Genomic DNA, 338 nt, shown 5'->3' with positions numbered 1-338 from the left:
GATTGGGTAAAATCCCTGAGTTTTCCTGGTACTCGCCTCTTCGAACTGGCTACCTCCCGCCTTTCAACTCCTTTTATTATCCATTTGCCCAAAGAAGCAATGACTACGAGTTGCACACCGAGAAGAACTACGAAGAAATTCGCTTCCTCGACATTTATGAGAAGACATTCTTCCAATACCTCCAGCAAGGTCACTTCAAGGCCTTCGACAAAAAAATTGATCTGCACAGTAGCAAAGCAGTCAACTTTGTGGGCAACTACTGGCAGACGAACGCCGATCTATTCGAAGAAGACTTCCTCCAATTCTACCAGCGTTCTTACGAGGTTAACGCTCGCCGC

General features: G+C 46.4%; 1 protein-coding gene. It reads left to right on the top strand.

The window, feature by feature from the left end:
• Positions 1 to 338 (top strand): hypothetical protein (locus tag F0U44_RS24430; protein WP_149730651.1); only part of this gene is annotated, 338 nt, incomplete at both ends.

The organism is Nocardioides humilatus, assembly GCF_008373755.1.
Lineage (GTDB): Bacteria > Actinomycetota > Actinomycetes > Propionibacteriales > Nocardioidaceae > Nocardioides > Nocardioides humilatus.
The sequence above is the reverse complement of the archived record's forward strand: the minus strand, read 5'-3'. Positions and strand labels throughout refer to the sequence as shown.